Here is an 8,488-nt window from a genome sequence, read left to right as displayed (position 1 = left end):
GAGCAACGGTGGGAGACGTGCGTCCGCAGGGCGGGAAAACGCGCCATGCGCCCACCATCACGACCGTCATGCATAGATCGCGGCTATCGAGAGTGGCGCGAGACGGTGCTTCTCAACAGCCTGCTAGATCGTCTGGATGCGCTCGCGCCCGCCGAGGACAAGGGCCGACTCGCGCGGCGTGCCCGGGCGATCCGGCAGCGGCTGGAGGCGGCCAACGCGCTTCGGTTCGAAGCCATCCGCGTGGCGATCCGGCGGGGCGAGGGTCGCGATGCGCTCGCGGCCTTCGCGGGCGATGGCGAGGCATGCCGCGCCGGCGACGCCTACGACTGGCGCGACGAACTGGTCGCCGGCGTGTTGCCGTTCGGCGAACCGGGCGAAGCCGCCGCGCTGCCGCCGGAAATGGTGTTCTACCAGCCCACGCCGGCGCGGCATGTGTTCGACCTGCTCGATCGTCTTGCGTTGGATGCGGACGACGTGCTGGTCGACCTGGGTTCGGGGCTCGGCCACGTGCCCTTGCTCACCGCGATCTGCACGCCGGCGCGCGGCATCGGCATCGAGATCGAGCCGGCCTACGTGGCGGCTGCGCACGCTTGCGCGCAAGCGCTGCAACTGGGGAATGCGCAGTTCGTGCAAGGCGATGCGCGTGCAGCGGATTTCGCCGTCGGCAGCGTGTTCTACCTCTACACGCCGTTCACCGGCTCGGTCCTGCGCAGCGTGCTGGATGCCTTGCGGTGCCAGGCGGCCCATCGCTCGTTCCGCGTGTGCAGCTTCGGACCCTGCACGGCCGTGCTGGCCGCCGAACCGTGGCTGGCCGGCGAGGATGCGGCGGCATCCGGTCGCGTGGCGATCTTCCACACGCGGCGCTGAGCGGACACCGCAGGCTTGCCATGAATCCGCCATCCGCACTGCCGGGAAAAGTCCGGCCGTGCGATCAGAGTGACGGCTCGATGCCTTTCCCGCGTACTCGTCAAGGAGGCCCCATGGATCGACGTAGCCTGCTGAAAACCGCGTTGCTGGGTGCCTCCGCGCTCGCCCTTGGTCCCGCGTTCGCGCGCACCAGCCGCGAGCCGGATGTCGAAGCCCGGCTGGCCGCGCTGGAGCGGCGCCATGGCGGGCGCCTGGGCGTGGCGATCCTCGACACCGGCACCGGTCGCCGTCACGGCCATCGCGCGGACGAACGCTTCCTGATGTGCAGCACGCACAAGCTGCTGACGGTGGGTGCGGTGCTGGCGCGGGTGGACCGCGGCGTCGAACGGCTGGATCGGCGCGTGGTGTTCGGGCGCGACGTGGTGTTGTCCTGGGCGCCGGTGACCAGCAAGCACGTGGGTGCGCCGGGCATGAGCGTGGCCGAACTGTGCGAGGCGGCGATCACGGTGAGCGACAACACGGCGGACAACCTGCTGCTGCGCAGCCTGGGCGGGCCGCCCGCGGTGACGGCGTTCGCGCGCAAGCTGGGCGATCCTCTCACCCGGCTGGACCGCTACGAACCCGAGCTCAATGTCGGCGCACCGGGCGACCTGCGCGACACCACCACGCCGGATGCCATGCTCGGCAATCTCCGTGCCCTGCTGCTCGGCGACGTGCTGTCCGTTGCTTCGCATGAACGGTTGGCGGCGTGGATGCGCGCCACCAGTACCGGGCTCGACAAGCTGCGTGCCGGCATGCCGTCCGGCTGGCAGGCGGGCGACAAGACCGGCAGCGGCGCCCACGATGAAACCAACGATGTCGCGATCTTCTGGCCGCCGCAACGCAAACCCTTGCTGGTGACGGCCTACCTGGCAGGCTCGACGGCGGGCGCAGCCGGGCGCAGCGCCGTGCTGGCCGAAGTGGGGCGGATCGCCGCATCGGTTTGAGTCCACGGTAGCGGGCTTGGGGAATGTCCGATTTTGCTCGTCGTCCCGGCGCAGGCCGGGATCCAGCGTCTGTAGACCATCGGAAGCAAAGGCACTGGATGACCAGCTTCGCTGTTGTGAAGCTCCTCCTGCTTGCGCAGGAATGACGGGCAAAAAGCCAATGGATCAGAGCGCCCTTGGGTGGCATCCCGAGCGTCAGTCGCTGAAAAAATCCCCGGCGCCATGTCGATTCTCGACGACGCCATTCGTCGCTTCCGCAAAGGCCGGGTGGGCCGGCTCTGTCGGGGAAGCAGACGATGCGTGTATTGCCGAGTTCAAAGGCCAGTTTCGGGGAGGGGACCATGCGCAAGAACAAGATCGGCGCAACTGCAATCAAGTGCTTCGCATGGTTGGTCGGGCTCGGCACGGCCCACCTGGTGTTCGCGCAGGATGCCGCGGCCCGCTATCCGAAGATGGCCCCGGTCGACCAATACCTCATGGCGGATCGGAGCGCGGAGATCGCCTTGGCGCGCAGTGCGGCGCCGGAGTCCATTTCCCGCGATGCGACGGTCCTGGTGCTGGGACGCAAGGGTTACGAGGCAGCGGTCGAAGGCAAGAACGGTTTTGTCTGCTTCGTGGGCAGGAGCTGGCTGGGGCCGTTCGACTGGCCCGAATTCTGGAACCCGAAAGTGCGGGCTGCCGATTGCCTGAATCCCCAGGCTGCGCGTTCGATCGTGCCCGTCGTCTATCTGCGCGCCAGGATGGTGATGGCGGGTCGCTCCAGGGCGGAGACCGTGTCGGCACTCAAGGCGGCGTACGAGCACAAGCAACTGCCGGACCTCGAAAGCGGCGCCATGGATTACATGATGTCGAAATCGTCCTATCTGACCGACGAAGGAGGCCACGACATGCCGCATCTCATGTTCTACACGCACGTCAAGGACGGCAGGGATTGGGGTTCGGGCGCGGCGGGCTCGCCGGTCATGTCCAGTCCCTACTGGTTCATCGCTCCTGCGGAACAAGCGCAAACGAAGGGCTTGCCGCCGATACTGGTGTTCCTGGTCGCGGCCCCGAACTGGTCGGACGGGACGCCTGCGGGCATGCACGATCACTGATGCGTGCGTGGTTTGGCGACGAGAGCGATCCCGTGCGTCAGCGATGCTTAGGACGTATAGGAATACTGCCCGGCCATTGCCGGAATCCGCGGCTTTCCGCGTCGTGGCGATGTTAAACGCGCTTTCATGCAATGACTCCGGAATATCGACAAATGCCCCGGTAGGGTCCATGTGCGAGCGCGGCATCTCGGTTTCGCCGTGGAAGTGGAGCATGAGGCTGCAACAGCGCCGCGCTCGCACCCAACCCCCGCAACGGAGACCTCACATATGAAAGGTTTAGTCACGGCAGGGCTGCTGGTTGCAGCTGCGCTGGCATTGTCGGCATGCGGCAAGAGCGGCGAGATGACACCCTCGTCCGAGGCTCCCGATCACGCGGCGAGCGCGCAGGCGCCGGCGGCGACACCACCGGCCATGCCGCCAGCGACGCCGGCCACCGCTCCCCAGCCCGCGGCGACCAGTGCCGCGCCGCCATCGGCCTCGACCGCCGGAAGCGGGGCGAACCCGCAGCAGTAACGAGACCTCCGAAAGTCTCGAGGCCGTCGCGCGGATCATGGATGGCGTACCACGGCACGTGCACATGATCGTCGAAAGCGGCCCGGATCCGGGCCGCTTTCGTGATGCTGCGAGTCACCACATCAGGGTGCGGGGTTCACCAGGGGCTGGCAACGGCGACCGGGTGGCTCAGCGGGCTCGCTCGTTCATTGGCCGGGGTGGTACACGCGCTCGGTGTGACCCTTGAGTTGGTCGGGCCAGAAATACACCGTGCGCAGGTTGCCGCTGGCGTAGCGTTCGGCCTCGTCGGTGAAGTGCGGCGAGTCCGGGTGACCGCTTTCGCCGCCGGCGGTAACGGCGCGTGCACTTACCCGCGGGCCGAATTCCACCACCGCCACGAAGCTGTTGCCGCTGCTGCCGTAGTACTTCTTCGTGCCGGGCCAGCGGTGCGCGCCGAACGAGGGCAGCGAACCCCAGCGCGAGGAGACGAACGGCACCGGCATGCTGGGCTTCGCATCGTCGAAGTGCGGCTGGATCGCATCGTCGAGACGCTGGAAGCGGTTGATCTCGCCCCAGGCCACGCCCCAGCTGCCGAAATCCTGTTGCAGGCGATCCACCGCTTCGTCCAGCGCGTGCAGCCGTTCCTGCGCACCGTCCGCGCGCGCGATGTAGTCGTAGGGCGAGACGCCCGCGGCCTTCGCCTTCGGGACGCTTTCGTCCCACAACGTGTCGCCCCAGAACACCGCCAGCGAGGTGGGCATGGAGGCGATGCCCCAGCGACAGTCCCAGTGGCGCAGCAGTTCGACCGGGCCGGCCAGCTTCGCCTTCAACGGGTCGCTCCCGGGCAGGGCGTCGTAGTCCTGCGCGAGCAGGGGGATGAGCTTGGCGAACTCGGGCAGGTACGAATCGAACGCGGTGGCGATCAGCTTCGGCATCGAAAAACCGCGTGCGCCGGTGAGCAGCTGCGTGGCGTGGATGCCGCGCGGGTTCTCGCCGAAGGTGTCCATGTAGCGCGGGAAGTCGGCCGGCTTGGGGCTGTACTTGCCGGCGGCGGAGTACGGCCAGTCGTTGGTGTTCATCGCCCAGCCGTTCGGCGGATTCACCGCCTGCGGCAGTTCGTTCAATGGCGTGAGGCCGTGCCAGTCGGTGGCCGGGTCGCTGCCGTCCACCGGCTTGGTGTAGTCGAAGCGGTTGTCGCGCTTGGGCACGAACTGCGGCATCAGGAACGCGATCTCGCCCTTGTCGTCGGCGAACAGCGTGTTGTTGGAGGAGTTGGCCTTGAGCTCGGCCACCTTCATGTAGCTGGCGTAGTCGTGCGCCTTGGTGCGCAGCCAGCTCTGCTCCAGCGCGGCGACGGGTTTGTCCATCAACGCCTCGGCGATCCACTTGCCGTTCTCGCGCTTCACGATCGGGCCGTGGTGGGTGAAGTACGCGGTGAAGCGGCGCGTCTGCAGCGTGCCGTCGGCAGCGCGGTAGCGCACCGCGATCGCACGTTCGCGCACCGGGCGCAGCTCCTTGCCATAGCGGTAAAACGGCTTGCCATCCTTGTGCACGATGGTTTCGGCGAACTCGTCCACGGCGTCGAGGCCGGTGGAGGTGTGCATCCAGCCGATGTGCCGGTTGAAGCCCTGGTAGACGAAGAACTGGCCCCAGGTCACCGCGCCATAGGCATCCAGTCCCGCGTCGCTGGACATCTGCAGCTCGGAGCGGAAGTAGAACGAGGTATGCGGATTGATCCAGAGCAGCGCATGGCCGTCGGTGGTGAGCTTCGGCGCGATCGCGATGCCGTTGGAACCGGTGGGCTCGGCCCAGCTCGGCGGGTTGACTGCGGCCAGCGCGGGATGCGCATCGCCGTAGAACGCGGCAAGCTCCTTCAGCGACACCCGCTCGATGTCGCCGCCGATGCTGCCCTCGGTGAAGGACAGCGCCATCCACGGTTCGAAGCGTGTGATGACCTTCGGATGCACGTCAGGGTGCGTGGCGAGGTACCAGTTGAGGCCGTCGGCCCAGGCGTCCATCAGCTTGCGCAGCCAGTCGGGGCTTTGCGCGTAGAGTTTCTTCAGCTCGACCGGATCGACCCACAACTGCTGGCGCAGGTCCTGCCAGATCGCGGATTCACCCTCGGCCTGCGCCGTCCAGCCCAGCGCGGTGAGGTAGTTGGTCTCCACGCGGTTGAAGTCGTCTTCGGCCTGGGCGTAGGCCATGCCGAACACCGCGTCGGCATCCGTTTTGCCGTGCACGTGGGCGATGCCCCAGTCGTCGCGGGTGATCGTGACGGCCTGCGCCTCGTGCTGCAGGCGTGCGTGCTCGCTGGACTGCGCCGGCGCCGCGGCGGTGAAGCCCAGCGCGAGCAGGAGCAGCCACGGACGGGCGCGGCGCAAGACGGAAGTCGGATGGCGTGCGGACATGCGGATTCCCCTTGGCATGCGCCTGGTCGACGCGCGATGGTGCGCGCCGCGTCGGCGCGGGCAGGTTGACGGGGCATCTTGCGTGGCTCGGCCCGATCCGGCAAGGCAACGCATGACCTGCAGGAACGAACAGGCCCACCATGTGGCGGGCCTGTCCGCGTTACGCATGCCGTGACGAATCAGTGCCGCTTGTCGTCGCGCCGGTCCTGATGCGCGGCCGGCACGGCCCGGCCTTGCGGGGCCGCCGCATGCGTGTACTGGGCGGGGCGGCCCTCGGCCGGTCGATACGCGGGCTGCGCGTAGTGCGGCTGGGCTGGTCGATATGCAGGCTGCGCGTAATGCGGCTCCGGACGATAAGCCTGCGCCGGCGCACCCTGCGGTCGGTACGGCATGCCGCGCTCGCCGTTGTTCGTCGGCTGGTAACGGGCCGGTGCGCGGTTGGGCTGTGCCTCGTAGGCATTCGGCCTTGCCTGGTCGCGGTTCGGAGACACCGGGTTGTAGCGGTTTTCACCGACCGGCCGCATCGCCGCATCGGACCGCATCGCCGCATTGCCATGCGGCGCGAAGCTGGCCGAGCGCAGCGCATTGCCGCGTTGCGGATTGCCGGCAGTTTGCGGCGCAAGCCGTGTTTCGTGCGCTGCCGCCGGCGCCACGCCGTGCCCATTGAACACGCCCGCCCGCGGCGTGGCCGCGATCGGCGGCTGGCCGTGGTTCTGCGAGGCGCGCAGCGACGGCATGCGGCTGGCCATGGCGCGCTGCTGCAGCTGTGCCGCCACCGGTGCGGTGTGCGGCTCACGGCTCCAGGCCAGCTGCTGCGGGGTGGCGCGCGCGGCGATGCCGCGCGGGCCGCCGTTGTAGCTGGTGCGGTTGACGATCGTGGTGTGGTTGATCACCGTCCTGTTGTAGACGTTGGTGATGTTGTTGGTGACGTGGTTCACCGTGCGGTTGTAGTAGAAGCCGTTGCCGCGCCAGTAGCCGCCGTCATAGCCGCGGCCGCCGTAGCCGTAGCCGTAGTCGATGCCGCCGTAGAAGCCCACGTGGCGACCCCAGTAGCCGACATGGAAGAGGTAGACGCCGCCGCTCCAGCCCCAGTAGCCCGGCGTCCACAGCGCGCCGACGAACGGCGCCAGCACCCAAGTGCCCGGCACCCAGTAGTACTCGTAGCCATCCCAGGCCCAGTAGCCCGGTGTCCAGATGTAGCCAGGGCCGGGGATCGCCGGCTGCACGTAGACCGGCAGCGCGGGCGGCGCGATGTTCACCGAGACGAACACGCCGGCATGCGCGCGGCTCGGTACGGCGGCGAGCGCGGCCGCGGCGAGCAGGGCTGCCGCGCCGCGCACCAGCCATTGCTGGCGCAATGAAAAGCTGTTCGTGGTGATGCGGTTGTGCATGGCGACCTCCCGATGGCTGTGTGTGCATCAATAACGCAGGAGCGGTCGTGGCGGCGACGGCCTCGCCGTGGCAGGTTGCGCATCGGTTCAGCGCCGCCTGCCCGCCGGAGACCGGCTGTTTCAGCGGCAGGCCTTGTGCGCCAAGGGCTGGCGGCTTTCCGTACCGCAGCTTAATCGGCGCAGGCTCGCGGCCGGTCCGGGGCCGTCGCCCGACACTTGCAGCATCCGCGACATGAGGGCGGCAGCACCCATCGGGCCGCGTGACAATCGGGCTTCAGCACACGAGGACACCCGTCGCCGGCATGGCGACGGGGCACAGCCGGTTCGCGGGCGCCCGGCCCCCGAGTCGGTCGTCGGACGACAGTACCCAGCCGGGCATCACAACCGACGATGGAGAATCACATGCATACCCGTTTTGAACGTACCGGTTCGCTCACTGAATTGAGCAGCTACCCGCAGTGGGCGCAGGACATGGTGGCCGATTGCGAGCAGGCGAAGCAGGGCATCCTCAGCCATGAGTTGTGGGCGCAGATGAGCGAGGCCCGCCTCGACCCGGCGTCCACGCGCAACTTCATGGTGGGCGTGTGGCCGGTGATCGAACGTTTCCCGGCCTACATGGCCCACAACCTGTTGAAGACCCGCTACGGCCGCAGCCCGGGCGACAACCTCGCACGGCGCTGGCTGGTGCGCAACATCCGCGTCGAGCAGAACCACGCCGAGTACTGGCTGAACTGGGCCGAGGGGGCCGGGGTGCCGGAGGAGGAGGTGACGGCGGGGCGGCCGCCGGCGGGCAGTCAGGCGCTGGCCGCGTGGTGCGAGGAGGCGAGCCGCAGCGGCGACCTGGCGGCAGGCATCGTGGCCACCAATTACGCCGTGGAGGGAGCCACCGGCGAATGGTCGCAGCGGATCTTTGAAAGCACCGCCTATGCGGAAAGCCTGCCGAAGGAGGGGCGCGCCAGGAGCTTGCGTTGGCTTCAACTTCACGCGGCCTATGACGATACTCATCCTTGGGAGGCGCTGGAGATCGTCTGCGCCCTGGTCGGCACGACGCCGGGGGCAGACCTGGTCCGTCATCTGGGCGAATGCGTGCGCCGCAGTTACACGAGCATGTGCATCACCCTGGATCATTGCATCGAGAAGCAGGGCAGGCTGGATGTGCGGGCAGGGGCCGCGGCCTGATTCCACGGGCCTTTGACAGGGGGTGCGCCGGCAACATGGCGCGCTTGTTGCTTTAGAATCGGCATGATGCA

At 68.0% G+C, this 8,488-nt stretch carries 6 protein-coding genes; 4 read left to right on the top strand and 2 right to left on the bottom strand.

From position 1 onward, the window contains the following. Positions 1 to 45 precede the first annotated feature (45 nt). The 3 genes from B0E52_RS10360 (at position 46) to B0E52_RS10350 (ending at position 2,947) form a co-directional block, all read left to right on the top strand. Entirely contained in the window at positions 46 to 867 is an 822-nt protein-coding gene (locus B0E52_RS10360) for a hypothetical protein (protein ID WP_139351635.1), read from the top strand. Positions 868 to 980: 113 nt separating this feature from the next. Beyond that, on the top strand, positions 981 to 1,853 hold the full coding sequence (gene bla, locus B0E52_RS10355) for a class A beta-lactamase (RefSeq protein WP_077483742.1): 873 nt from the start codon (positions 981 to 983) through the stop codon (positions 1,851 to 1,853). 341 nt (positions 1,854 to 2,194) lie between these two features. Continuing rightward, on the top strand, positions 2,195 to 2,947 hold the full coding sequence (locus tag B0E52_RS10350) for a hypothetical protein (protein ID WP_254426762.1): 753 nt from the start codon (positions 2,195 to 2,197) through the stop codon (positions 2,945 to 2,947). A 698-nt stretch (positions 2,948 to 3,645) separates the two neighbouring features. Here B0E52_RS10350 and B0E52_RS10345 read toward each other — a convergent pair. Together B0E52_RS10345 and B0E52_RS18635 are read right to left on the bottom strand one after the other, a co-directional pair. Continuing rightward, entirely contained in the window at positions 3,646 to 5,847 is a 2,202-nt protein-coding gene (locus tag B0E52_RS10345) for a penicillin acylase family protein (RefSeq protein ID WP_174575554.1), read from the bottom strand. Positions 5,848 to 6,026: 179 nt separating this feature from the next. Then, positions 6,027 to 7,238 carry a YXWGXW repeat-containing protein gene (locus tag B0E52_RS18635; protein WP_077483740.1) on the bottom strand — a complete coding sequence of 404 codons (1,212 nt, stop codon included), beginning with the start codon at positions 7,236 to 7,238 and terminating at the stop codon, positions 6,027 to 6,029. Positions 7,239 to 7,640: 402 nt separating this feature from the next. Here B0E52_RS18635 and B0E52_RS10335 point away from each other — a divergent pair, with 402 nt between their 5' ends. After that, complete coding sequence (locus B0E52_RS10335; protein WP_077483753.1) at positions 7,641 to 8,417, top strand: iron-containing redox enzyme family protein; 777 nt, start codon at positions 7,641 to 7,643, stop codon at positions 8,415 to 8,417. The last annotated feature ends 71 nt before the right edge of the window (positions 8,418 to 8,488 follow it).

Origin of the sequence: Rhodanobacter sp. C06 (genome assembly GCF_002001105.1) — a bacterium.
GTDB lineage: Bacteria > Pseudomonadota > Gammaproteobacteria > Xanthomonadales > Rhodanobacteraceae > Rhodanobacter_A.
This window is presented reverse-complemented; position numbering and strand designations above follow the sequence as displayed.

What these genes read in the sequence shown, in the direction of transcription:
- B0E52_RS10360 (WP_139351635.1), top strand. Translation starts at nt 46, where the DNA reads ATGCGCCCACCATCACGACCGTCATGCATAGATCGCGGCTATCGAGAG.
- bla (WP_077483742.1), top strand. Translation starts at nt 981, where the DNA reads ATGGATCGACGTAGCCTGCTGAAAACCGCGTTGCTGGGTGCCTCCGCG.
- B0E52_RS10350 (WP_254426762.1), top strand. Translation starts at nt 2,195, where the DNA reads ATGCGCAAGAACAAGATCGGCGCAACTGCAATCAAGTGCTTCGCATGG.
- B0E52_RS10345 (WP_174575554.1), bottom strand. Translation starts at nt 5,847, where the DNA reads ATGTCCGCACGCCATCCGACTTCCGTCTTGCGCCGCGCCCGTCCGTGG.
- B0E52_RS18635 (WP_077483740.1), bottom strand. Translation starts at nt 7,238, where the DNA reads ATGCACAACCGCATCACCACGAACAGCTTTTCATTGCGCCAGCAATGG.
- B0E52_RS10335 (WP_077483753.1), top strand. Translation starts at nt 7,641, where the DNA reads ATGCATACCCGTTTTGAACGTACCGGTTCGCTCACTGAATTGAGCAGC.